Below are 23,633 nucleotides of genomic sequence, written 5' to 3'. Positions count from 1 at the left end.
ACTTACCGTGAAATACCCCGCAAACATTGCACTGGTTGATTGCAATAATTTCTACGTCAGTTGTGAACGATTATTTCGCCCTGACTTATTGAATAAACCAGTGGCTGTGCTCAGTAATAATGATGGTTGCATTGTTTCTCGTAGCCAAGAGGTTAAAGACTTAGGCATAAAAATGGCCGTCCCTGTCCACCAAGTCAGGCAGCTGGTTAGACAGCACGATATACAACTGTTTTCTTCTAATTACCCTTTGTATGCAGATTTATCCGCGCGCATCATGCATAGCCTGACTGCTTTTTCGCCCTCGGTAGATGTTTACTCGATAGATGAGGCTTTTATCGATTTGGAGCGACATAACGTTAACGCAACTGACTTAGGCCTAGAAATAAAAAACAGCCTAGCACGCTGGGTTGGTATACCGGTTGGGGTAGGGATAGGCCCAACAAAAACGCTGGCTAAACTGGCAAATTATGCGGCAAAGAAATGGCCAAGTAGCGGTGGGGTAGTAGATATTAACGAACCCATTAGGCGCCAGAAAATAATGCAAATAACGCCGGTTGGCGAAGTGTGGGGCGTTGGCCGCCGATTAAACGAAAAGCTTAATACGTTGGGTATTGAAACTGTATGGGATTTGCAATCTCAACCCATCAATTCAATAAAAAAGCACTTTAATATTACCTTGGCTCAAACAGTGCAAGAATTGCAAGGGACTCCAGTTATGTCTTTTAATGAAGAGCAAAAACCAAAGCAACAAATTATTTGCTCTAGAAGCTTTAAAGATAAAGTGACTGATCGGCAAGAACTTGAACAAGTATTGAGTGTTTTTTGTCTTAAAGCAGCTGAAAAACTAAGAGCCCAGAAAGGTGTTACGCTGCAAGTGAGTGTTTTTATTCGTACCAGCCCATTTGATAAAAAACCGTTTTATTCTGAAAAAGCGACTTATAAATTAAAATCGGGCACACAAGATAGTCGGGATTTAATTAAAATCGCCAAAAAACTATTAGCGGGTATTTTTCTCCCAGGCTATCAATATCAAAAAGCGGGTGTAACGTTAGGAGATATACAGCTGGCTCAAAGCAGTGTGATCCATCAGCAGGATATATTTAACAGTCAGTCGACAGGCAATGAAAAAAGCGTAACTCTGATGAAAACGATGGATGCCATTAATTCACGATTTAATAACAGCCTTCGTTTTGCTGCAGCAGGTAATAAGTCATTACAGCAGTCAGTTCCCATTAATAGGTCTAGCCTTTATACAACAAACTGGAAAGAAATAGCGCGGGTTAAATAGATTCTATAAAGCATCTATATTTCAATAAGTTGCAATTAATAAGAAACCTAATTTATTATTATTTAGCTACTACTCTCTACCGGATTTGTTTTGCTTACCAATTAGACCAGCTATCCTCTAGCTTTTCGGTAACTGCTCAACGCAGGAATGATGGCGGCAAAAATGGACGTAATGATTAACGCAGCCATCAAATACAGGCTATTTTCGGTCAATAAATTTAATTGAATAGGTAGCCCGAAATGCGATATTAAATAATCCTGTAAGAAAAATAGGCAAAGAGCCAAAAGAGCGATTGCTAAAACACAACTTAGCAGTGTAATCAGTAGGGCTTCTAGCTCAATGAGTAAAAACAAAATATAGGGCGGTGCGCCAATAACACGCAGTAAGTGGATTTCACGGCTGCGCTCGCGAATCGATGCCAGTAGCATTGCGCTAACCCCCAAGCAGGCAGCAATAAAAACCAATGCAGAGACTAACAGTAGCGTATTTTCTAAAACACTCATCATTTGCCAGAGTTCTGATAAAGCAACCCCTGGCAAAATAGCCAGTAAAGGTTCTTGTTTGTATTGATTGATCATCCTTTGAAACTGGAATGTGGTCATTTTTGATTTAAGACCCAGCATAAAAGCATTAAGGCTTTTGGGTTTTAAATTGGTTTGTTCTAGTTCTGCTTGAGTGAGTGTATTGTTATGTGTTTTCACGCCTTGTTGCCAATCGGTATGAATGGCTTCAATACCTTGCAAGCTAACATGCAAGGTTTGATCAACCGGCGTTCCGGTAGCTGCTAAAATCCCAACCACGGTAAAGGGTCGATCATCGTGCATACTAAAACTAGTGGCGGCAAGACCATGAGCCAAGGTGATTTTATCACCCAATTGATAACCGAGTTGTTGTGCGACATTGGAACCCAATACGACATCAAACAACTGACCAAATGCCTGTCCTTGAGTAAATGCTAAACGATGCTGTTTGCCATAGCTGAAATAGCGAAAATAGTCTGTCGAGGTGCCCAGCACACGATAGCCTTTGTGTGAATCACCGAGAGACATCGGGATCGCCCATTTCACTTTTTCATTGCTGGCAATATTGTCGTAGGTTTCCATACGGATATTGTTGGTCGGCGAGCCGATTCTAAAAACAGAATATAACAGTAAGTTGAGACTGCCTGTTCTAGCACCAACAATCAGGTCAACACCGGACACGGTATTAGAGAAATTCTCTTTAGTTTGTTGACGAATTTGCTCGACACCAAGTAACACAAAAATACTCACTGTCATCGCCATCAATGAGAGCATAACTGAGCCTTTACGGTCGAGTAAGCTTTGCAGGGCCAGTTTGGCTAGCATGAGGCTGAACCCCCTAATTGATTGATATCATGCAAAGATTCAACATTCTCAAAATAACTGGATAAGCTAAGGTCATGGCTGACGAACAGTAATGTCATGTTGTTATCAGCCACTATCGTCATTAACAAGTCCATAAAGGCGTCTCTATTTTTCATGTCTAGCGAAGAGGTAGGTTCATCAGCCATCAGTAAACGCGGTTTGTTGATCAAAGCGCGGGCAATGGCAACGCGTTGCTGTTGCCCAATACTTAGCTCGCGGGTAGGGCGGTACCATTCTTTCTTGGCGATGTGCAATGCATTTAATAGCTCTTGAGTTTCTTCGTTTAGGTCGATTGAGGACTGTCGTTTTGCAAACCGAGTCGCCAACAAGATATTGTCGACTGGACTGAGGTAGGGAACCAAATTAAACTGCTGGAATACATAACCGATATGCGCAGCACGGAAGCGATCACGCTGTCGGCCGCTCATTTTATCTAAAGGTTGGCCAAGAACGTTCAACTGTCCATCGCTCGGCGGAAGTAAACCACTCAACAGGCTCAGTAAAGTTGATTTGCCACTACCTGAAGGGCCGTGTAAAAATATCCGCTCTTCGCTAGCTAAAGACCAATGGGGAATATTTAATATATTCTGCTCAGGCTGTGCCGGGTAGTGAAAGCGGATATTGGTGAGCTCAATGGCCATTAAACGCCTCAACAATGCATCAATTAAAGTGCTATAAATGATATAATGTAACATTGTAGAATGAAATCAATTTTTAAAATTTTTGAGTGCTTAACATAATGCCTAAACTATTAAACGTAACGTTTTTTATATTCGCCACATTGACGCTCTTAGCATGTGAGATGCCAGATAGTGAGGTTGTTAACGAAGCAATAGATCCAGTATTGAGGCCAGAAGTAGTAGAGTCGCCAACTAAGCAACCGTTAATAACTGATAAGCCTGAACAGGCAACACTGTCAGAATCGAGCTTCAAAACCATTGAATGGACGAAGTTGATGCCGAAAGAAGACTTAGAAATACTTCTTAATCCGCCTAGCTACATAAATGATATTGAAGATGGTTCATTTGAAGATCAGATTAGTAGCCAGGTTGCTAATGCCCTTGCTGCTGCCAGCGATGATCCCTATCAACAGGCACTCTCTTCAACACGGATTGTTCAGGAAATGGATGGGCAAGCGATTCGTATTCCAGGCTTTATTGTGCCCTTGGAATTTGATGATGAACAAACCATCACTCAGTTTTTTCTAGTACCTTTTTTTGGTGCCTGCATTCATGTGCCGCCACCACCACCTAATCAAATTATTTTTGTAAACTACCCAAAAGGCTTAAAAGTAGAGGCTTTGTATGACCCTTTCTGGGTATCGGGTATTGTAAAAACATCGCTTGTTGAAAATGAGGTGGCAACAGCCGCTTACAGCATGCAGATGCAATCATTTGAGCTTTACTCAGAATAAACCATTAAAAATCAATCGGCGATACAAGCCATTAGCTGCGGTTCTAAGGCGTCATCGAGGCGGTCAGAAATAATTTCAATACGGCTTTCCAAGCACTCGTCCAGTCCAATCTCTGTTAACGTATCGTTAGCAAGGTTATAAGCAAAAAAACCAGCCTCAGTTATAAAAACGGCCTTCATTCGTTCGACTTGCAAGCCGGTTAAAAATACCAGTAATTTTTCGCACTGAAAAACCTTATGAGGAGAAAAGCGCCAGCCGATACTTTTATATCCTTCACCCTCATTGATGGCCTTTAAGAATCCGCAAGCCGGTATGTCAGCCTCTGAAACAAGTGGTTTTGAACCCGATGCGTGATGATGGGGAAGGGACGCTTGGTATGAACTGGAGGTTGAGCCCTGTAATGCTGAAAAGGGTATTTCCCCATGCTGGATAAAAATAACACGTGTGTTGGTCTGTCCTCGTTGTTTCACGTAAGCAATTAAGTTGGCCTTATCAGTGTCTTGATATAAGTCCAACTTATTTCCAACAACGGTATCGGCAATTGCAATTTGCTGGTTAAACGTTTCATGCTGGGTATAGCGTGAGTCAGACAAGTTTCTTGCATCCACCAAGGTAATAGTTTTCTGCAAGCACAAGACCTCCTGATAATACTCCATAGAAAGCGCCTGCAATACTTCTTTAGGGTGTCCGAGCCCGGTGGGTTCAATCAGTAAATGATCTGGTTTAGCTTTCGCTAAGAGTTGGTTTAAGGCAGTTTGCATAGGTAAGCCGGCAGCACAACACATGCAGCCTCCGGGTACTTCACGAATGAAAATCCCCTCGTCGGTTGAATGTTGACCGGCTACAACACTGCCGTCGACACCAATTTCTCCAAATTCATTGATTAATACCGCCCAGCGTTCATCGTTTGGTTTGCATTTAAGTAAATGCAAAATTGCAGAGGTTTTTCCAACACCTAAAAAGCCTGTAATGATGTTGGTGGGAACGGCTTGAATGTTACCGCTTTCAAAGCTCATTGCTGTCAGTGATCCTAACGTGCTGATTATCAACATCAACGTGTAAATAAAAACACGATTTGCGGCCGGTATGGCAAGCAGCTCCTTGTTGCTCGACTTCACAAAGAATAACATCGCCATCACAATCGAGCGACATGGCTAGCAATTTTTGCCAGCTACCACTGGTTTCACCTTTAATCCAAAGCTGCTGACGGCTTCTCGACCAGTAGGTCATGCGCTGAGTTGCAATTGTCTGTGCAAGTGCCTCTTTATTCATCCAGGCGAACATTAATACCGACTGGGTGTTTGCATCTTGAGTAATAACAGGAATTAAACCTTGCTCGTTAAAAGCAAGTTGCTCTATAACTTCAGGTAATGCTAATAAACTGTTGTTACTTTTTTGCTCTAAGGCGATAAAGTAGTCGCGTTTCAATTTACACCAGAATCTTTATCGTTAGGGCAGGCGCAGTTTTCATGGTCTAGTGCATTACAAAGGCGGTAATTAAACCAATGGCCAATGGCAACGAAGCAGGCGCCTAAAACTGTCAGTGTCTTTTCACCTGACTCACCAATTCGCTCTTCTCCTAAAGCTAAGGCCAAGATGAGTAGCGCCACTCCAATTGCGCCTAAATAGAACAGTTGATAGCGTTTGTGCTGTTTGCAGCCCAAGGTTAAAGCGTAAAGACTGCTTGGAATGACAGCCACAACCATCCATAGATGGAAGTTCTCATTATCTAATCCCAGTGCCGCCATACTGGGTAGTAAAACCAATAAAATCGGTAGGGCTAAGCAATGGAAGGTGCATAATAATGATAAACCAATCGCTAGTTTGTCTGTCATCACTTGTGTTGTTTTCATTAAATAGTTTCCTAGGTTGTTAGGCTGTATGTGCTAAACAATCAGCACAAATGCAGTTCATTTCAAATTGGGGGCTTATAAGCTTGAATCCGGCTTTGTCAACGGTCGTTTGAAGTTCCGCCATAGTAGCTGGCTTAATGTTGATTTCTTTAACTTTATTACATTGCCCGCAAATCAAAAATTGCGACACACCATGAGCATGGTCGCAGCTAATATGCTCGCAAGCGATGTACTTATTTGCTAATTTGAGCTTATGAACCAGTTTTTCACTTTCTAGAAAATCTAAAATACGATAAACCGACATGGCGGCAAGGTCTTGATTGTATTGTTTCTTTACCTCAGCGATTAATTCATAAGCGGAAAGAGCCATCTCAGACTGTATAAGCCCCGTTAAAACTAGCTTTCTTTTTTCCGTCAATCGGGTGCCGTGATCTTTGCAATGACGTTCTGCAGATTGAAGGATGCTATCTGTGTTATCCATAAATGTGGCCTAAAAGTTAATAGTACGGTTATTGTGTCGGAGTGTTATCCCACCTTGCCCTGTTTGATTAATCCACATGGTATTTATTTCTTCAATACCCGTAAAAAACTCAAATAAATTCACGGTTATTGAGGGCAGGGAAGTGCTGTCCTGACAGTGGTATTTATAGGTGACCATTATTTCACTGTGGTTCTCATCATGATGCTTCCCATTATCGTTATGTTCATGCTTATGGTTACTTGAACTTCTGTCATGATCATTATCCTGATGGTCTATGTCGATAATTTTGGATAGGTCGACAGACATATTAATCAGCTTGCAATGGGCATCAGACATTAAGAAAAGAGCCTCAGGTTGACGAAGCGTTGAAGCAGCTTTATCAACCGCCTTAAGGTCTTTTGATGATTTCGCCTGATGCTCAAAACCAACGAGGTTCATAGCGGGTGATTTAAATTGAATTTCAAGCGCATTCTCTTCGGCCACTACCATTAGCTCAGATACGCCATGAACATGTGCATCTAAGTTCGTCCTTGCTTCCTCAGCCTGTATTGCAGCGCTTAGGAAAACTAGATTAAAGCTAACGAACTTAAGTAATGTGTTCTTCATTCTAGTGACCCTCTAGGTAATAGTTTTTTTTAATCTTCAATCTGCCAGAATGGTTAAGCGGTATATCGCTTTAGATATCGAGATACCTGATATTATTAGTATCGATTACATCATTGAGATAGCATGCATCCCATGCGATGAAAGTTATGATACAACATAACATTTATATCGTAAAGGCTACACGTTTAAGCCAAAAATCAAAACGTGACCAAAGGGTTTCGACATAACTTTGTCTTAAGCCTGTACCTTGGCCGAGCAGATAATAAATAACCTCGCTAATTCACACATTGGGTAAGTTAGGATATTTACTCTAAACAGTTAAGAATAAGATCTAAGTTACTGTTTAAACGAAATATTTATTTTTATTTCGGCACTTTAAAAGCAGAAAAAACAATATCCTTTTTAAGTGGGAACCTTAAATTTACGTATTGTATTAATATCTGCTTTTATGCTCGATTTGTAACGACTTGAGTAATCAAATTCACCAAACATATTGATGTGAGCCCAAGAGAGCACGGATCCTTTGCTAATAGATTCAATTAAAAAGCGTTGCTCATTGGGTGGGGCATCAATAATAATGTCCGATAGCACTATATAATTCCAACAAATGATGATGTTCCTGATAAGTGTTGTACATAAAATAACTCTTTCCATATCTTCCGGCTCAGACTGATAAAGCTTGCCTTGTCTACCATGAAAAACAGCTCTAAATAGCTTCTGTCCCAGCTCAACGAGCGAAAGCATTTTTTCAATTCTTTGTCTTAATTCGATATTATCAAAGTACTCTAGCAGGAAGATTGTTTTGTTGATTCGTCCATATTCTTTAAAAGCACGATAAAGCTCATTTTGCTTTTCACTTCTTGCCAGCCTATCAAAAGTCTCTGATGCAGATGCGCGTCCAAGACTTATCGACGCAATAGTTCTTAACATTTCCTTCCAATTACGTTTTATAAGTTTTGTATTTATAACACCCGTAGGAGCAATTTCATGACTGTTTCTTTTTTTGACTTGCGAGCGGCTAAAACCTCTTAGGACTTGTCTACCTGCATTTGCAATTCTAGGTGCTAAAGAGATCTTGAACATATCAGTTGCGCCAAATATTGCATCAGTGTAAACATGAGAATCACCGGAGTGGCTAGGGTTGTTGCTTTTAACAACTGAGTTACCAGAATATGCATCGAGCATATATAGAGCTTCTCGATCTGTCGAGCTTTGAATATTTGCATGAAAAAAAGCAGATTTTTCATTGATAAAAGAATTTGCGACAACTCCAGATTCTTTACCGTAATACTTGAATGAAAAATTGGCTAAAATCGAATTGACGGCAACAGTGATCTTAGCTCCATCACTGCTGGCATGGTCGGTATCAGGATTTAATTTGAAAATATTTGGTAATGATAAAGAATTAATTTCTTCTACTATTAGGTTGTTTGCATTTTTTATGCATTCCTTAGAGAATAGCCAGTCATTTGCATGCTGAAGCTTACTTTCAGTAATTGATGACCCACATGCATTCGCCATTTGGCGAAAGCTGATATTGCAACCTAGGCTGACAATGACAGCATACATTAACTCACTAGGTACTTTTTTCTTGCTGCCTACAATATGAGAATGCTTAAAAAGTTCAGAGAAACCTATAAATTCATCTACTTCGCGTATGACTTTACTCAAAGTTACTGATCCATTATCGCCAAGTAAACCGGGAATTACTTTGGTGATATCATAATCAGTTTTAGGCGTATTAATATGCCAGTAACCTTTCTTCGTAAATTTAAGGTGAGGGTTTTCACCATTAATTAAACCCTCATTAACATTTTTGAACGCAGCATCCACAGCTTCCCTTTTCTTTTTAAGTATGCCGCCTATATCTTTAAAGCCTTCTAAGTTTGCCAGCTCTAGGATATGATCTTCGTCTTCCTCGAACTCACTTCTAGTAATACCATAATGCTCTTCTGGTAAGTGATTAAATGAATATTTTAAGCATAATCTCCTAGACCTTAGCGCTTCACACACTTCAACCATAAACAACATGTTATATAGCTTCATGTTTTTTATATTATTTTCAAATAGCTGTGTTTTTTCACTTTTCTTCAAGAAGTAGAGGGGTAGGTCTTCGGTATATTTACCATTTGATTGGTTGTAATGTTTAATTGCCTGGATGATGTTGTTATCCGAGTACTTTTCGTCAAACTCAATAACCTTTAACATTGATCGATATTTTCTTAATACTTTTTCTGCATCCTTTTCTAAGGATAAATAGTAATTTATAGATGCCGTATTGCCTGTTAATTTATTATTTAGCCGGTCTGTTGTAGTCATTATTTCAGGGTTTATGGCTTCCAAATAACGATCTATGTGATCTAATGTTTGAGTATGTTTTTCAGCAAAACTCACTGAAGGGTTTTTTTGCACCTTATAAACAAGCTTTATAATTGCGTCTGCTGTTTTTGCGTAGTCAATAACGGTTATTGCTTGTTCAGCAAACGCTTCTTCTTGCTCCTCGTTCTCAATTTTTTGGCTTCTTTTTCCCCTCGTAATACAGCTTTTAATTTCTTTAATGAAGGAGTAACAGGCGTAATCATTGCGTTGATAATATTCCTCACGTATAAAACAGAGTACCCTCAGTGATGCATTGCCTTTTTTATGCATGGACAAAATTTGTCTCAAGGTAGCTTCTTTTATCCATTTAGCGAAAAACCTGAACGACTCATCATAAAGATTTAATTTTGACAGGGTAGGTAATACCGCAGCATGATAGGCTCGATAATTTTCAAGCAGACTTATATTTTTCCAAAAGTGTCGAGTGCTATCTGAGTGGTCATATTTTTTATTCAGTAATATCTTGGCATCATCAGCGGTTTGACAGATATTACTAACCAGTTGTTGTTGATTATCATCAAAATGTGTCGAGAAAGAGGCAATAAGCCTTGATTCAAACTTTAGATAACCTTCGTTTATGTAGTTTTGAAGTGTTTTAAAATTCGGAATATCAAATTGACGTTTCCAGCATATACTGACTAACTGAAAGAATTGTTGCTCAGCAGGCATGCGCTTATTAGCGAAATTAAATGCGTGATCTTGCAGTGCTAACCTATCTTCAGGTGTAGCAATATGCCAGTTAAATAACGTTCTAATCTTAGCTCGGTGTTGCTTCTGAATTGATTGGGTGTATGACGATAAATCGACAGGAGTTTTAATTCCCAACATTTTTTCTATAAAACCTTTATCTTTATTACGTACATGTTCGGTACTATAAAACTGTCTTGTGGCTGAAAAATAACCCAATTGAAGAACAAACCCAACTTTGTGAATAGCTGATTTCCTCGGTAAGACCTTGCGTATTGCTGGAGTGATAAAAAAGAATGCGCGCCTTTCTTCTGCTGTAAATTTGGGAGGGCGTTGAAATCTACTGCTAATAGAATAGGGAATGATTTGAGTTGTTGTCATTGTTATAGTCGCTATTTATCAGACTGCGTTAACTTGAAGTACGCAATCATTGTCTAAATCATAAAGTTTACTCGTTATACTGGATGAATCTTGTATTTTGTAACGCGGATTAAAATCTAAAGTGCATCACACCCCCCCTATGGTCGTTCTTTAACTGCGCTCGAGTTTTGAAGCCCAGGCCTTTTCTTGGGCAAGAGTTCAATCGATTGACTGCTCTTCAAACAATTTATATCTGTATGTAAGATGTTGATGGCTTTACGCGTATCAGCGTCAATCAAAAAGTAGCTGTGTCGTGCATTAGAGGATAGCTTAGGTGCATCTTTAAATGTACGTCTGCGAGTGGTAGAAAGAATTTTAAGATTGGGCATAGGCTTTTGCTCTTAATTTGTTATTATTGAAATCGTGCCATATCTAATCGCGTAATACCGTTTCTATAACTTTTTATACAGTATTAGCCACTTGATATAACCAAAAGCGCAAATATTTGTAGTGTACACTACACGTTTTCGTGATTATGGTTATAAGAACAGTCTTTTTAATTCCTTTTTGTTATTTAAGTAACAGTCCTCTCTATCTTCAAAATGCAATAAATTGCTAATCCCTGTATTATTTATTGTTGTACAGCGAACATAATTCAATATTATTGAGCAATTAATGAACCCTACCTCTGAACTTTATACATCACTGTTGGATGCCTATGAGCATTTCAATACAGCTTTATTTGGAGGTAAATTACCGAGCGTAATTTTTACAGTACAACGTAAAAAAGGGGTCATGGGCTATTTTGCACCTGAGCGTTGGGGAGATATTAACGGTACTAAATGCAGCGAAATAGCAATTAATCCAGCGTATATTGCCAATTCAAGACTGATTGAAGTGATGCAGACATTGGTCCATGAAATGGCACATTGCTGGCAGCACTGTTTTGGTCATCCCGGCCGTGATTATTACCATAATAAAGAGTGGGCTCTAAAAATGATTGAAGTTGGGTTGATGCCTTCCTCGACAGGAGAGCCGGGTGGACGAATTACTGGCCAGTTTATGAGTGATTACATTATTGAAGATGGGCCATTTATCCGAACTTTCCAACAGCTATCTGATGAAAAAGGGTTTCAGTTGAAGTGGATGGATAGACGCTCATTGCCACGTCTATTCGAGCCGGTAATAGCACCCATGGTCAATTCAAATGGGACTGAGCCTGACAAAGTCTTAACTTCTGTGCCTGTTAAAGCAACGCCAACACTGTCGGAGTTAGTTAAACCCACTGATTCACCCATATCAGATTTTTTGATTCCTGAAGCGGCGAAGCGTCAAACCAGGTATCGTTATATCTGTTCGGGTTGTGATACTAAAGTTTACGGTAAGGCGCAGTTAAATATCCGCTGCGAAGACTGTGATAGGGTGTTTGAATGCAATGAGTAATGCTTTTGCGATAAACCTGAAATATAAAGTTGAATAGTTTTTTATGGCATGTTTGCCCATGAACCGCCCATTTTAATGACTCGTCTTAGGGTGTCAGGCAATGTGATGTCGACTTCAACCCATTTTTTTACTTCAATAGGGGGGGGCTGATTCGGGCGCCTTTATCGTCTAATTGAACGGTGGTCACAAAGGCATATTGTTTACCCATGCTCACACGCCAGCACACATCGATGACTTCTAAATCCTTTTCTACTATTCCTTCCATGTTTGCTTCCTTAGTATCATCATTATGGCGCATAAAATTGCGCTTCCTTTTTAGGTCCTATTTGGCAAGCAGGAACGAAACAACACCACTACTGACAACGCCAACTAAAAACGAAATAACAACTTCTTTAGTTTTATATTTTGATTTAAAGCGTGTTAACTTCGCTACCTTTTCAGGATCTATCAATGTAATTATTTCACTAAAGAGCTGAGCGGCTTCATAGTATTCAGAGATAGAAGCTGATGGGTCATTGCCTGTATTGTTTAGTTCTTTCTTCCTAGCACTTCTCGCGGTTTGTTCGGCTTTTTGAAATTTTGTAATGAGTTCACTTTCAGAAGCTTTAGATGCAAATGCTCGCATGTCTGGGTCTAGAATGATTTTTTCGGACCTTTGTCTATACTCAAGCCACATGATTTTTACAGCATCCAAAGATGCTCGTTGCAGATGGCCATAAGCTTTTTCAATATTTTTTTCATAAAGCTCATCATTCGTCTTCGCAACAGCAATATGAGATAAAGCGGCCTCAAGCTCAAAAGCGATTTGTTCAGGTTTACTTCCTAAGATGGCAATTAAGTCTGCATATATAGGTTTAAACGTTTCCTCATGAAATTTATATAATTCTAGTTCCTTCATAGTTTTATATTGTTAAAAAAAAAAGCTGGGTAGCCCCAGCTTCTTGTATTAATTTATTGAGTAGTTATATAGAAAGGTAAGAATCTATTTTTTCATCAAGCTTATCGTCCCGTTTACGGTACTTAAAAATGTTGCCGCGTGTAGGAACTGCGCTCGACTTGTATGCGCGTATGTGGAGTTTTTCATCCTTTATGGATTCAACTTCCTTATTCACTTCCTCTAAGTTAGCTTGAGAATCGACACTTTTGCCAATTAGCCTACTGAAAAAGCTTCCATAAATATTATTAGTCATATCTCTCAAAATATTAACGTTGAAATTGAGCAATTTACATCAATATGTAGAGTGTTGCTCAATTTTTAGCTTGTTTGCAACCTAGCATAATTGCTAAGCGATTGATATAAAAGGTGTTATTTCCTTTAACTTTGGGCAGTTTAACTTTATGATCAAAGCCTGTCAAGGACCGTGTAAATAAGGAATATTTGATGACCTCTAAAAATCAGGGGGGGGGAGTAAGTAAGAAAATTCTTATATCCAAATTAAAGGAGTTTTTTAATAAAAAACCGAAACTAGGCCTTATGGGGGGCTCGTATGAATTGGTTGTTTTTACTTTTTTTTCCGAATTTAGTCGACAGTCTTGAGTAAGTTTAATTCTCAATCACAGTTTTCATTTGATCCAATGTCTGTTTAAAACCTTCGAGGCCATTATCAATCTCGTCCATATAATCTAGTTTGTACTTACTCATACTGGCTGTGACATGAGGATAATCTTTCACCATAAGACGGCGTAAAATTAAAATGTTTTTTTGCAAGTACCTTGCCTGCTTTTCCAAACTCTCGAATTGTTCACTCTGCTTGTTGAGTTGTTCAAATTCGCTTTGAACCGACGATAGTCGATTCTTATTCTTGTTTAATTCCTTTAATGGGTCGGCACCGCTATGCGCAGAAGCAAAAGCAGAAAAAAGTAAAAACGTTAAGGTAACAGTTAATTTGCCCATATGGCTTCCTCTTAATTAATTTGAATAGGACTTCAAACCTATCACTGAAAATAAATTACTACTTATTTAGAATAAAGCTCTACAACTAAAGATATCATTGATATCCGAAGGTAAATCACTACGTGTCAGCATTGTGTTAAATGTTCCTTCAAATTAGGCATGATTAACACTTATTCTAATACGAATAATAATCATTCTTATTTATATTTGCAAGAGCAAGCAATGAAGAAGGTGGGTATACAGTATTTGCGGATTATTGATAACAACCTAATAAACAAGTGCCTCCTGTAGTTTTTTGGTGTACTATTAAAACAGCTATGAAGATAAATCGTCACATCGTTATCCACTGTTTACTGGCTTTATGCTTGTTTATTCTGCCGTTGCAAAGCGCATGGGCAATGACGAGTATGGCTTCGTTTGGCATGGATATGGGGCCTCATCAAATGTCTGATATGGATATGAGCGATCATCATGACATGATGAAAACATCTTCTGTAGCTGATATGGGTGTATCTAGTTTGAACTGCGATGAAAACCATTGTGATAAGTGTTTTCATGTGGCATCTTTTATTCTAACAACCGTAGTGCTTACTGATGACCAGCCGCATCAGCAATTTACGGCTCCTTCGATGGAGCATTTTTCCAGTTTTCTTGTTACGTTAGATTCTCCTCCCCCCATTTTTTCCTGATTTTTTTAATACTGTCGTTGAGTCAGCTGTTTCTGCTATAAAACGATAGAACCCTAAAAAAAACATTTTAGTCGAGCCGCCCGTGGCTGCTCAATAATCAGGAATTTACAATGTTAATTAAAAAATTATCCCCCCAGGGAAACATCAATTTACCTCGCCGTCGTTTTGTCACCGGAGTTGCAGCTGGTAGTGCGCTTATTGGCTTAGGTATTTCTCCAGCGGTGGTCGCTGAAACACGAATTAAACAACAGTCGAAAATATTGCGTGGCAGACAGTTTGACCTGACCTATAGCCCAATACCGGTCAATTTTACCGGAAAAAACCGTTTTGCTACGGCGATAAATGGCTCTGTTCCAGCGCCTACGTTACGCTGGAAAGAAGGTGAAGAGGTCACTCTAAATGTCACCAATCACCTAGCAGAAGACACCTCTATTCATTGGCATGGGATTATTTTGCCAAGCAGTCAGGACGGTGTACCTAATATTAGCGAAGGCTTTTCAGGTATTAAACCGAGTGAAACCTTTCAGTATAAATTTCGAGTCAACCAAAGTGGAACCTACTGGTATCACAGTCATTCTGGTTTTCAAGAACCCACGGGTGCCTATGGTGCCATCATTATTGACCCCATTGAACCGGAGCCATTTAACTATGACCGCGACTATGTGGTGACACTGTCTGATTGGAGTGATGAGAAGCCTGACAATATTTACGCAAAACTTAAGAAGCTATCGCATTACTATAATTACCAAGAGCGAACGGTTTTTGATGCGCTAAGCGAAGTTGGTGAAAAAGGCTGGGATGGTTTTTGGTCCAGTCGTGGCATGTGGAATGAAATGCGGATGTCGGACAGAGACATATCAGATGTCACTGGATACACCTATACCTATCTAATGAATGGGCAAACGCCCGAAGATAATTGGACAGGAATTTTTAAACGCGGTGAGAAAATTCGTTTGCGTTTCATCAATGCAGCAGCAATGTCATTTTTTGATATTTCTATACCGGGGTTGAAAATGACGGTGGTTGCAGCAGACGGCCAGTACGTACAGCCGTTTAGCATAGATGAGTTCCGCCTAGGTGTCGCTGAAACCTATGATGTGATCGTAGAGCCTAGCGCTGAGCAGGCATACAGCATATTTGCTCAATCGATTGATAGAACAGGATTTTCAAGTGGCACACTGACACCTAATGCAGCAATGAAGGCAATACCACCTGCAATGGACGCATCACCTATTCTTGGTCATGGTGATATGGGCATGAGCATGGCCGGTATGGATCATGGCAAGATGGCTGGCATGGATCACAGCAAGATGGCGGGTATGGACCATAGCAAGATGGCGGGTATGGACCATAGCAAGATGGATCATAGTGGTCATGATATGTCTAATATGACGCCTAAGCCTGAATATGGCTCAGGGAAAGCGGGTTTTGGTAGTAATAGGCCGGTTATTCATAAAAGTACTGAATTTGGGCCACATGTTGATATGCGTGCCGATTCGCCGGAGTATCGAATTGATGACCCAGGTATTGGTTTACGAAATAACGGGCGCAAAGTACTGACTTATGCTGACCTCAGAAATTTACATAAAACGCCTGACCCAAGAGAGCCTGGGCGCGAAATTGACTTACATTTAACCGGTAATATGAGCCGTTATATGTGGTCGATGAACGGTATTAAGTTTGCGCATGCAAAACCATTAAAATTTAAATATGGTGAGCGTTTACGAATAAATTTCATCAATGACACGATGATGAATCACCCGATGCATTTACATGGTATGTGGAGTGATTTAGAAACAGGGGATCCTGATTATATTCCTCGAAAACATACCGTTATAGTGCAGCCAGGTTCTAAAGCGAGTTATTTAGTGACAGCAGACGCAATGGGGGGCTGGGCATTTCATTGTCATTTGTTCTTCCACATGTTGGGCATGTTTAGAAAAGTTGAAGTGAGTTAAGGAGGCTATGATGAAAAAATTATTCTTAATTATCTGTATTTCTCTTGTATCAATGGCATCCCATTCAATGGGTCGTGACGACCCTCTACTAACTAAGGTGATGGTTGGTCAATTTGAACTACGTAATACAGAAGGAAGTGATCCAATTGTTTTAGAGGCACAAGGCTGGGTAGGTAAAGACCTCAATAAACTTTGGGTGAAGGTGGATGTTGAAAACGTCAGCGGTAAAACAGACGAAGCTGAACTGCAGTTTTTATACAGCAAAGCTATCGCCCCATACTGGGATGTTCAAGTGGGTTGGCGTCATGACAAAATGCCAACTCCTAATCGAGACTGGTTCGCGGTTGGTTTTCAAGGTCTTGCACCGTATTTCTTTGAAATTGATGCAGCCGCCTTCATTGGAAATAATGGTCAAACCGCGCTTCGCCTTGAGGCCGAATATGAAATTATGCTAACGCAAAAGTTAATTCTCACGCCTGAAGTTGAAATCAATGCATACAGCAAAGATGACGAAGCAACGGGTGTGGGCTCAGGTCTGTCTGATATTGAGCTAGGCTTACGACTTCGCTATGAAATACGACGTGAATTTGCACCGTATATAGGGGTGAATTGGAACAAGACATACGGTGATACAGCAAATTTTTCCCGAGATGAAGGAGAAGATGTAAGCGACACTCAGTTTGTTGTGGGAATACGAGCTTGGTTCTGAAATTAAATTTTAAAAGTAAAAAGGAAAAAATAATGTTTAACAAAATAATCTATATCTCAATGTGGCTAGTACTCGTAGCCTTTACAACAACATCTATAGCGGGCGGTGAGTCTACACATGTTCATAAACACGGTGCTGATGAGTCGGTAAGCAAACCTATGCAAATGCCATCCGAGGAGCATTCTGGGCATCAGCATGATTCAGAAGGCAGTGCGGTGGGTCAACCAGCTACCGAATCTGCAGCGACAAAAACCATTGCCGTAACCACCTTAGACACAATGCGTTTTACGTTTTCATCACAGCCCGATCTGAAAGCGGGGGATATCGTGAAGTTTGTCATTACCAATAAAGGAAAGCTTCCTCATGAATTTTCCATAGGAGATGAAAAAGAACAGCAAGCACATCGGAAGATGATGCGTCAGATGCCCGATATGATTCATCAAGATGGCAATACGGTAACTGTTAAGTCAGGGGAAACAAAAGTACTGACGTGGGAATTTAAGAGCGGGGATGTAGTTTTTGCGTGTAATGTGCCAGGTCATTTTGAAGCAGGTATGTTTCACAAAGTATCCTTAAATTAACTAAATATGAGTGGGATATGCATTGAGCTGCCGAGTAACAAGGTAATCGGTTTTTAATATGAAGCGGGAGTTAACCAGATGATTGTTGAGGATATTATGACAAAAGCCGTTATTTGTGGGCAAATGACGGATTCCGTTGGAATGCTCGAACAACTAATGAACAAGGCGGGCGTACAGTGCTTGCCGATTATTGATAATGCAGCTCAGTGCATAGGTGTAATAAGTGCCATTGATTTAATTCAGCTACATGCTATTCAAGCATCACTAAGGGGTGATGTCCAAGCGTGGGAAATTTGTACCGAACCTGTTGTGGAAATTAGTCCTTACCAATCCCTTACAGAAGCAGCAGAATTAATGGTGAGTAACAAGTTACATCATCTGGTTGTCACCGGCGCTGAGGGTCTCTTGGGTATTGTTTCGTCAATGGATATTTTAGAAAAGAAGGTATTAAGGCAGGGGGCTCGTTAATTCAACAGTTATATTTATTACATGCTCACAATCATGACCTTATGTAATCAATAAAAATTACGGCTAAGAAATGATCTTAAAAAAAGGGAATTACCATGAAAGAACATATGGATAACGACCGAGCAACAAATTATCAAAAAAACAGCATGTCGCCTATAGAGGGGATTACAATGCCATAATGTAAGCTATTTTTTTACATATAGCGCATCAATAATCGAGCATTCTGCTACAGAGCTATCGGCCCCTTTGCATTGAGAGACCATTTCATTGAGTGCTAACTTGAGTTTCTGCAAGTCATCAATTTTTTGCTGAACCTCAGTTGCATGTATCATTGCCAGTTCTTTTACCTCGCCACAATAATGATTGGGCTCATCAATAAACGTAAGTAGTTCCTTAATTTGCGCAATGCTAAAGCCAAGTTCACGACAACGGCGGATAAAACAAAGTCGTTTGATAAGCTTTAGATCATAAAGCCGATGGCCTCCTTCTGTACGTGGCGGGTCTGGCATCAGGCCCGTTTTTTCATAGTAGTGCACGGTTTCTATTTTGCATTTTGCTCGTTTAGCGAGTTGGCCGATTGAGAAAAGGGTTGTTTCCATAACAAAAACCTCTTGAACCTGTAGTAACTACAGGTTGTATGATAACAAATGTAAAGAACAAGGAGGTGTAGATGAAAAAGGTCATTCTTGATTCAGAACTAATATGTCCTGAGTGTGGACATAAGGAGCTTCTTGAAATGCCAACAGATGCATGCCAATGGTTTTATGAGTGCCCAGCTTGTGAAGTTTTGTTGAAACCAATACAAGGAGATTGCTGCGTGTTCTGTTCTTATGGAAGTGTTGCCTGTCCTCCCATTCAGTTACAGCAGATGGGCGAAACAACGGAGGGCCCATGTTGTGGATAAGCTTAAATGGCAATCTAAGACAAAACTACGGTGGTTAACGCTGTTTATAACCAGTGGCACCCTATTGTGTTGTGCTTTGCCGGTTTTGCTTGTGTCACTTGGTTTTGGCGCGGTAGTAGCCAGTTTGAATTACAACATTCCAGGGCTATTCTTTCTTGCAGAACATAAATTATGGGCACTTAGCATATCCGGATTATTATTAACCTTTCTCGCATGGGTTATCTGGCGACCTGATCAAGCCTGCCCCATTGACCCTAAAGGAGCGGCGGCTTGTAGACAGTCAAAAAAATGGAATAAACGTATTTTTTGGTTAAGCGTGGGCATTTGGATGATTGGCTTTTTCTTTAGCGTTTTATTGTTACCGCTGCGTCAATTATTGAATTTGTAGAGGAGATAAATGAGATGAAAAAAATATTTAATCTTACCCTTGCGATGAGTTTAGTGGTCGTTTTGGGGATGCTGCAAAGTGTTCAGGCCAGAACTGTAGAGATCGAGGTTTATGGTATGACCTGTGCCTTTTGTGTGGATAGTTTAGAACGAAAATTTGGCGAAATGCAAAGTATTTCAAACGTTGAAGTAAGTCTGAAACAGAAAAAAATACGCCTTCAAACTGAGGGCAACCAGCCCAGCATTGAGAGTATTAAAAAAGCCGTATTAGACGCAGGCTTTACCCCCGTAAAAATTACGATACTGGCAGATGAAAAATAACAATATTACCGCGCAGATAGCGATATTGTTATTAAGTTTTGGTATCAGTAATACCGTATATGGCATGGGGCTGCGCTCATTTGTTGCATTACCGGTTGAAAAAGACGGGGCAGTGGTGCGGCTAGCATTTGAACATACAAAGAAGTCAGATATAGATAGCATTACGACTAGCCTGGCATACGGTTTAAGTGCAAACCAAACTGTATTACTAGGCCTGCCTTATCGGCTTTCACCAGCTGGTAAAGATAGACAAGGGGATGTGTCAGTTTTGTATCGCCATATTGCCTGGAAAAACGATAGTTTTATGGGCACGGATCGTTTTGGTGTTTTGGCAGGGCTTGTTGTGCCAACTGAAAATGATAGGGATACTGCAGTTCAGGCGGGGTTTGTATTTACACACTTCAAAAACCGTAATGAAATTGATGTCGATTTTTTGTATCAACTAGGAATTGATAATCGTCTCGACAGTGGCCGCTATGATCTGTCATGGCAATACCGATTATTTCCCGTAGATCGGCCTAATTGGGGCTTCGCATCAGAGCTAAATACGGTGGTGGAATTAAATGGTCGTTGGGCTGAAGATAATACCGTGACTCATCAATTGACCCTAGGTTTGCAGTGGATTCATCAAAAGGTAGTCATCGAGGGTGGAATGGTTAACGACCTAAACAATGCTAATGAAACACGCTTCATACTGAGTACTCGGTTTCATTTTTAACTGCAAAATAATTTCTCAATGGAAAAGCATCGACACTAATTAAAGATAACCAAGATATAGATAAATATATTCAGGCCTGACCCAACCAAACCATTTGGTTTAGCAATAACACTAATTTGACAACCTATAATTCAAAAGGTTAGACTGTCGAGAATGTTTCCAACACCCCTTCATTGTGCTTAAACACGTAACCATACTATTACTGATTCTTAGCTCGCTAAGCTATAGCAGCGTTTGGGCAATGAACAGCCATGATGATATTGCTGGGAAACACCAACAGGCCATGTCACAACAAGCTGATTTACACAGCATTGATCTAACTAGTGATCAAGACAACCACCTAGATGATGATCACTGCTGTCATGCAGGCGCTCATTTGTTAGGCTTGATTGGTCTCTATACAAAAGTTTCGCCTCACGTGACTAAGCGTGACACCTTGACATATAACTCACTTTTTCAATCACACCAAACCAGTCCGCTCCAACGTCCTCCCCTTAGCTAATTCCTAATAATTTTGTCGGTTCTAACCGGCTATACCTACACGATTCATTAATTTAGATCGTCTATGTTTTATTTTATTTATAGGAATTTCCATGAGATTTTTAAATGTCATTAGCCTTTTTGCATGCGCCTTATTGTTACCTTCAACAGTTGGCGCTAACGAGCAACAGAAGCTCGAAAGTTGGCTAAACCAAGTTGTACAACATCATCCTAGATTACAAGCAGCTCAAGCTTCTGCTGATAAGGCATCAGCTGAGCTTCGTGCTGCCAATCAACCTTTGTTCAACCCAGAACTTGAATTTGAGTATGAACGAGCAGGTGTTGACACAAAAACAGCCGGCATCACTCAGACCATTGACTGGGGTGATAAACGATTAGCGCAAACACATCTTGCAGATTACAAATTGCAACTTAGCCTTACCGAATTAACTGTCGCACAGCAAAAATTAACTGCTGAAGTTTTATTAGCATTGGTTACATATCAAGCCAGTATTGATACGCTGAAAATAATTGAAAAACGTTCAAATTCGATGTCACAGTTTTTCAGTATTGCCAAACAGCGTTATCAAGCTGGAGACCTTACCGAAGTTGAACTGGCTCTAGCCCAACTAGCAAGCAGCGAAGCGAATTTTGAGTTAGCTGATGCTCGTTCTGAGTTAATTATCAATAAACAGAATCTTTACGTGGTATTAGGGAGCGGGAGTAACTCTTTACTAATGTCATTACCAGTAATGAGTGACATACCTACCAGCTCAGAATATCCGGTAAAAGATTCAAATCAAACACTCGATCGCTTACCAGAGATGCGTCTTGCCCTTACTCGAATGAACATTGCTCGTGCAGAAATTAAATTACGTCAGCGCGAACAACGCCCTAACCCAAGTATTGGAATAAAAGCAGGTAAGGAAGGCAACGATAATTTAACGAGCCTTAGTTTCTCAATGCCTCTGTTTGTACGAAATAATTTAAGCGCTGAAGTAGAAGCCGCCCAATTACTGCTTATACAGCGTGAATATGAAGCAACAAGTACGAGACAAGCATTACTCGCTCAACTGACTTCAGCAGAACAAACACTTCAGGTTAATCGTCAAGCATGGGCTCAGTGGGAAGCGACCGGAGGTCAGCATTTATTACGAAAAGAAAAACTGTTAGGCCGTCTATGGGAAGCAGGTGAATTAAGTACGGCCGACTATTTGGTGCAACTCAAACAATCACTTGATACCGAAGAAAGTGTCATTAGGCAGCGCGCTCAACTATGGCAGTCGTGGACGCAATGGCTCATTGCCTCTGGCGATATTGCTAAATGGATAAGCCCCCAAAGTAGCCTACAAACAAACAGCATCCCTAAGAAATTAGGCAGTGGAGAATAATAATGAATAAGTTTAATACCATTTTTTTGATCACTCTTTTAACTCTATCAAGTGCTCAAACCATCCATGCATCAGAAGATGACCATGACCACAAAACCGCACATACTGAAGAAGATCATGATACGCATGAAGAAGACGGTGATGCCCATGAAGAAGATCATGATACGCATGAAAATGACGGCAAAAAACATGAAAAAGGCGGTGATGCACATGAAGAAGAGGAAGGAATTCATTTAACAGCTGCTCAACAAAAAGCAGCAGGCATAACCACTACGCCCCTCCAGTTAACGAATATAGACCTCAGCATTAGTGCACCAGGCGAAATAACCCTAAATGCTTATGCAACCAGTCAGGCTGTATCACTCATTAATGCTCAGGTTGTTAAAAGACATGCAAAACTAGGTGATTTAGTGTCTACGGGGCAGCCATTAGTCACGTTATCTAGTGTTGAAATGGCACAGGCACAGGGCGACCTTTTAGTAGCTGCTCGAGAATGGACCCGTGTTCGAAAGTTAGGACAAAAAGTAGTTTCTGCGGCTCGATACATACAAGCCAAAGTAAACAATGAACAGGCTCGTGCAAAAGTGCAGGCATATGGCATGAACCAACAACAAGTTGAGGCCATTTTAAAAGCGGGTAATGCCAGACTGGCCAACGGTCGCTTCCAACTATTAGCGTTGCAAAGTGGCACCGTAATTCAGGATCAATTTACATTGGGTGAAGTAGTTAATGCAGGTCAAATGTTATTTAAAGTTAGTGATGAAACGAAACTTTGGGTAAATACTCGACTAACCGCAAAACAAGTTACAGACGTGCAAATAGGAGCTATGGCCAATGTCATTTTTGGTAAAAAAACATTAAAGGGAACCGTTATTCAACGTCATCATTCTTTGGATGAAAGCACACGTACTATTGGTATTCGTATCGAAGTAGCAAACCCTGATGACGTATTACACCCAGGTGTTTTTGTTGACGTAAACATTGCTGCAAATAACGCAGAAAAAGTACTGTCTGTTCCTGCCGATGCGGTTCTACGTAGCCCTGATGGCGATTGGATGGTATTTGTTGAGCACGAAGACAACCAATTCGAGCCTAAAGAAATCAATGTATTACGAACAAATAATGGAGTGACGGTAATTGATGGTATTGATGCAGGCACTCGCGTCGTAACTCATGGTGCATTCTTTTTACAATCAGAATTAGCAAAGTCTGGTTTTAACATTCATAACCATTGAGG

General features: G+C 40.3%; 28 protein-coding genes. 15 read left to right on the top strand and 13 right to left on the bottom strand.

The genetic code is table 11. The annotated features are described in order from the left end of the window. The first annotated feature begins 7 nt into the window (after positions 1 to 7). Positions 8 to 1,288: a Y-family DNA polymerase gene (locus CYCME_RS06715; protein ID WP_020932555.1), complete on the top strand. Its 1,281-nt coding sequence runs from the start codon at positions 8 to 10 to the stop codon at positions 1,286 to 1,288. Between the two features lie 110 nt (positions 1,289 to 1,398). Here the strand turns inward: CYCME_RS06715 and CYCME_RS06710 are convergent, their stop codons facing one another. Both CYCME_RS06710 and CYCME_RS06705 read right to left on the bottom strand, forming a co-directional pair. Then, positions 1,399 to 2,634 carry an ABC transporter permease gene (locus tag CYCME_RS06710; protein ID WP_015005953.1) on the bottom strand — a complete coding sequence of 412 codons (1,236 nt, stop codon included), beginning with the start codon at positions 2,632 to 2,634 and terminating at the stop codon, positions 1,399 to 1,401. Then, positions 2,628 to 3,314: an ATP-binding cassette domain-containing protein gene (locus CYCME_RS06705; RefSeq protein WP_033422337.1), complete on the bottom strand. Its 687-nt coding sequence runs from the start codon at positions 3,312 to 3,314 to the stop codon at positions 2,628 to 2,630. Before CYCME_RS06705 ends, CYCME_RS06710 begins: the two co-directional genes overlap by 7 nt. 161 nt (positions 3,315 to 3,475) lie before the next feature. On the opposite strand from CYCME_RS06705, the gene CYCME_RS06700 reads away from it, so the two are divergent. Further along, complete coding sequence (locus tag CYCME_RS06700; RefSeq protein ID WP_020162166.1) at positions 3,476 to 4,087, top strand: DUF3299 domain-containing protein; 612 nt, start codon at positions 3,476 to 3,478, stop codon at positions 4,085 to 4,087. An 11-nt stretch (positions 4,088 to 4,098) separates the two neighbouring features. On the opposite strand, the gene CYCME_RS06695 is transcribed toward CYCME_RS06700, so the two are convergent. The 7 genes from CYCME_RS06695 to CYCME_RS13150 all read right to left on the bottom strand — a co-directional run bounded on the left by CYCME_RS06695 (position 4,099) and on the right by CYCME_RS13150 (position 10,842). After that, on the bottom strand, positions 4,099 to 5,103 hold the full coding sequence (locus CYCME_RS06695; RefSeq protein ID WP_020932553.1) for a CobW family GTP-binding protein: 1,005 nt from the start codon (positions 5,101 to 5,103) through the stop codon (positions 4,099 to 4,101). Next, complete coding sequence (gene hisI / locus CYCME_RS06690) at positions 5,093 to 5,515, bottom strand: phosphoribosyl-AMP cyclohydrolase (protein ID WP_020932552.1); 423 nt, start codon at positions 5,513 to 5,515, stop codon at positions 5,093 to 5,095. The genes CYCME_RS06695 and hisI overlap by 11 nt, the downstream gene beginning before the upstream one ends. Next, positions 5,512 to 5,940, bottom strand: a complete 429-nt coding sequence (locus tag CYCME_RS06685) for a MerC domain-containing protein (RefSeq protein WP_015005958.1) — start codon at positions 5,938 to 5,940, stop codon at positions 5,512 to 5,514. The genes hisI and CYCME_RS06685 overlap by 4 nt, the downstream gene beginning before the upstream one ends. 19 nt (positions 5,941 to 5,959) lie before the next feature. Continuing rightward, positions 5,960 to 6,421: a Fur family transcriptional regulator gene (locus CYCME_RS06680; protein WP_020932551.1), complete on the bottom strand. Its 462-nt coding sequence runs from the start codon at positions 6,419 to 6,421 to the stop codon at positions 5,960 to 5,962. A 9-nt stretch (positions 6,422 to 6,430) separates the two neighbouring features. Beyond that, positions 6,431 to 7,027 carry a DUF2796 domain-containing protein gene (locus tag CYCME_RS06675; protein ID WP_020162168.1) on the bottom strand — a complete coding sequence of 199 codons (597 nt, stop codon included), beginning with the start codon at positions 7,025 to 7,027 and terminating at the stop codon, positions 6,431 to 6,433. Between the two features lie 402 nt (positions 7,028 to 7,429). Beyond that, positions 7,430 to 10,474, bottom strand: coding sequence for a Tn3 family transposase (locus CYCME_RS06670; RefSeq protein ID WP_020932550.1), 3,045 nt, complete (start codon positions 10,472 to 10,474; stop codon positions 7,430 to 7,432). Between the two features lie 137 nt (positions 10,475 to 10,611). After that, the gene (locus CYCME_RS13150) at positions 10,612 to 10,842 is read right to left on the bottom strand and encodes a hypothetical protein (protein WP_020932549.1); all 231 of its coding nucleotides are present in this window, start codon (positions 10,840 to 10,842) and stop codon (positions 10,612 to 10,614) included. Positions 10,843 to 11,128: 286 nt separating this feature from the next. Here CYCME_RS13150 and CYCME_RS06665 point away from each other — a divergent pair, with 286 nt between their 5' ends. Beyond that, positions 11,129 to 11,896 (top strand): SprT-like domain-containing protein, encoded by a 768-nt coding sequence (locus tag CYCME_RS06665; RefSeq protein WP_020932548.1) that lies wholly within the window; start codon positions 11,129 to 11,131, stop codon positions 11,894 to 11,896. Positions 11,897 to 12,023: 127 nt separating this feature from the next. Here the strand turns inward: CYCME_RS06665 and CYCME_RS13090 are convergent, their stop codons facing one another. The 3 genes from CYCME_RS13090 to CYCME_RS06650 all read right to left on the bottom strand — a co-directional run bounded on the left by CYCME_RS13090 (position 12,024) and on the right by CYCME_RS06650 (position 13,790). Further along, on the bottom strand, positions 12,024 to 12,161 hold the full coding sequence (locus CYCME_RS13090) for a hypothetical protein (RefSeq protein WP_189244269.1): 138 nt from the start codon (positions 12,159 to 12,161) through the stop codon (positions 12,024 to 12,026). Between the two features lie 57 nt (positions 12,162 to 12,218). Then, a complete protein-coding gene (locus CYCME_RS06660) occupies positions 12,219 to 12,794 on the bottom strand; it encodes a hypothetical protein (protein ID WP_020932546.1) in 576 nt (191 codons plus the stop codon). 645 nt (positions 12,795 to 13,439) lie between these two features. Then, positions 13,440 to 13,790, bottom strand: coding sequence for a hypothetical protein (locus tag CYCME_RS06650; protein WP_020932543.1), 351 nt, complete (start codon positions 13,788 to 13,790; stop codon positions 13,440 to 13,442). 398 nt (positions 13,791 to 14,188) lie between these two features. Here CYCME_RS06650 and CYCME_RS06645 point away from each other — a divergent pair, with 398 nt between their 5' ends. The 5 genes from CYCME_RS06645 to CYCME_RS06625 all read left to right on the top strand — a co-directional run bounded on the left by CYCME_RS06645 (position 14,189) and on the right by CYCME_RS06625 (position 18,195). Further along, entirely contained in the window at positions 14,189 to 14,479 is a 291-nt protein-coding gene (locus CYCME_RS06645) for a hypothetical protein (protein WP_041932921.1), read from the top strand. A 110-nt stretch (positions 14,480 to 14,589) separates the two neighbouring features. Further along, complete coding sequence (locus tag CYCME_RS06640) at positions 14,590 to 16,437, top strand: copper resistance system multicopper oxidase (RefSeq protein ID WP_020932541.1); 1,848 nt, start codon at positions 14,590 to 14,592, stop codon at positions 16,435 to 16,437. 7 nt (positions 16,438 to 16,444) lie between these two features. Further along, entirely contained in the window at positions 16,445 to 17,146 is a 702-nt protein-coding gene (locus tag CYCME_RS06635; protein WP_223253173.1) for a copper resistance protein B, read from the top strand. Between the two features lie 59 nt (positions 17,147 to 17,205). Further along, the gene (locus CYCME_RS06630; RefSeq protein ID WP_144276107.1) at positions 17,206 to 17,727 is read left to right on the top strand and encodes a cupredoxin domain-containing protein; all 522 of its coding nucleotides are present in this window, start codon (positions 17,206 to 17,208) and stop codon (positions 17,725 to 17,727) included. A 78-nt stretch (positions 17,728 to 17,805) separates the two neighbouring features. After that, a complete protein-coding gene (locus CYCME_RS06625) occupies positions 17,806 to 18,195 on the top strand; it encodes a CBS domain-containing protein (protein WP_020932538.1) in 390 nt (129 codons plus the stop codon). A gap of 185 nt (positions 18,196 to 18,380) precedes the next feature. On the opposite strand, the gene CYCME_RS06620 is transcribed toward CYCME_RS06625, so the two are convergent. Beyond that, positions 18,381 to 18,794: a MerR family transcriptional regulator gene (locus tag CYCME_RS06620; RefSeq protein ID WP_020932537.1), complete on the bottom strand. Its 414-nt coding sequence runs from the start codon at positions 18,792 to 18,794 to the stop codon at positions 18,381 to 18,383. Between the two features lie 71 nt (positions 18,795 to 18,865). Here CYCME_RS06620 and CYCME_RS06615 point away from each other — a divergent pair, with 71 nt between their 5' ends. The 7 genes from CYCME_RS06615 to CYCME_RS06585 all read left to right on the top strand — a co-directional run bounded on the left by CYCME_RS06615 (position 18,866) and on the right by CYCME_RS06585 (position 23,631). Continuing rightward, entirely contained in the window at positions 18,866 to 19,099 is a 234-nt protein-coding gene (locus CYCME_RS06615) for a GDCCVxC domain-containing (seleno)protein (protein ID WP_020932536.1), read from the top strand. After that, entirely contained in the window at positions 19,092 to 19,487 is a 396-nt protein-coding gene (locus tag CYCME_RS06610) for a hypothetical protein (protein ID WP_020932535.1), read from the top strand. The genes CYCME_RS06615 and CYCME_RS06610 overlap by 8 nt, the downstream gene beginning before the upstream one ends. 14 nt (positions 19,488 to 19,501) lie before the next feature. Further along, positions 19,502 to 19,807, top strand: a complete 306-nt coding sequence (locus CYCME_RS06605) for a heavy-metal-associated domain-containing protein (protein ID WP_020932534.1) — start codon at positions 19,502 to 19,504, stop codon at positions 19,805 to 19,807. Continuing rightward, positions 19,797 to 20,525 carry a hypothetical protein gene (locus CYCME_RS06600; RefSeq protein WP_020932533.1) on the top strand — a complete coding sequence of 243 codons (729 nt, stop codon included), beginning with the start codon at positions 19,797 to 19,799 and terminating at the stop codon, positions 20,523 to 20,525. The genes CYCME_RS06605 and CYCME_RS06600 overlap by 11 nt, the downstream gene beginning before the upstream one ends. Positions 20,526 to 20,766: 241 nt before the next feature. Next, on the top strand, positions 20,767 to 21,027 hold the full coding sequence (locus CYCME_RS06595) for a hypothetical protein (RefSeq protein WP_041932920.1): 261 nt from the start codon (positions 20,767 to 20,769) through the stop codon (positions 21,025 to 21,027). A gap of 91 nt (positions 21,028 to 21,118) precedes the next feature. Next, positions 21,119 to 22,396, top strand: a complete 1,278-nt coding sequence (locus CYCME_RS06590; RefSeq protein ID WP_020932531.1) for a TolC family protein — start codon at positions 21,119 to 21,121, stop codon at positions 22,394 to 22,396. 2 nt (positions 22,397 to 22,398) lie between these two features. Continuing rightward, positions 22,399 to 23,631, top strand: a complete 1,233-nt coding sequence (locus CYCME_RS06585) for an efflux RND transporter periplasmic adaptor subunit (RefSeq protein WP_016390672.1) — start codon at positions 22,399 to 22,401, stop codon at positions 23,629 to 23,631. The last annotated feature ends 2 nt before the right edge of the window (positions 23,632 to 23,633 follow it).

Source organism: Cycloclasticus zancles 78-ME, from assembly GCF_000442595.1.
Lineage (GTDB): Bacteria > Pseudomonadota > Gammaproteobacteria > Methylococcales > Cycloclasticaceae > Cycloclasticus > Cycloclasticus pugetii.
This window is presented reverse-complemented; position numbering and strand designations above follow the sequence as displayed.